Source organism: Candidatus Symbiothrix dinenymphae (genome assembly GCF_001431085.1).
Genome location: NZ_BBRU01000129.1, coordinates 1 through 827, shown reverse-complemented (window position 1 = coordinate 827; position 827 = coordinate 1). Strand labels below are relative to the sequence as shown.

The window sequence follows — 827 nt, the reverse complement described above, 5'->3', positions numbered from 1 at the left end:
GTCCAAAGAGCGGCTTCGGGTGGTGGATGCGCGTTACGGCATCGGGTCGGGGTCGCGGTTGGAGCTGCAACAGGCACGGGTGGATTTTAATGCCGACAGTTCGCGGTTGATTCGCCAAGTGGAAGTCGTAAACACGTCAGCTATCATCCTGAACCAGTTGATGGCGGTCGAAAATGTGGCTCAAAAGGTTGTGGCACCCGATTCTGTGATTGAGCCAAACCTGCTGCTGAACGAACAGACTTTGTGGCAAAACACGTTGGAAACCAATTCGCGCCTCTTGTTGGCGCAGAAAAATAAAACCCTGAGTGCGTTGGATTTGAAAGCCATCCAAAGTCGCTATTATCCTTACCTGAAAGTGAATGCGGGTTATGGCTACACAAGCAATTTTTACGATGCCGCTGCCTCCCCCAACCTCAGTCAACAAAGCACGTTGGGGCTGAATTACGGTCTTTCGCTTAATTTCCCGATTTTCGATGGGATGAATCGCCGAAGGGAGCAAAAAAACGCAAAAATAACGCTTCAGAACCGCGAATTAGAAATCGCGCAATTGGAAGTGGCACTGAAAGCCGATTTAGCAACGATGTGGATGGCATATCAAAACAACATCGGCTTGACCAATTTGGAGAAAGAAAACCTGATTGCCGCACGCGAAAACTACGAAATCGCGATGGAACGCTACAAACTCGGCAACCTGTCGGGCATAGAACTCCGCGAAGCCCAAAACAGCCTCTTGGAAGCCGAAGAACGCCTCCTGCAAGCGCAATACAGCACCAAACTGTGCGAAATTTCCCTGATGCAAATCAGCGGGCAAGTGACGGCATATCTCC

Annotated in this window: 1 protein-coding gene; it reads left to right on the top strand. The window is 50.2% G+C overall.

What is annotated here, in order from left to right; all coding sequences use genetic code 11:
• On the top strand, nucleotides 1-827 hold an 827-nt coding region (locus ASC50_RS02045), incomplete at both ends, for a TolC family protein (RefSeq protein WP_158648287.1).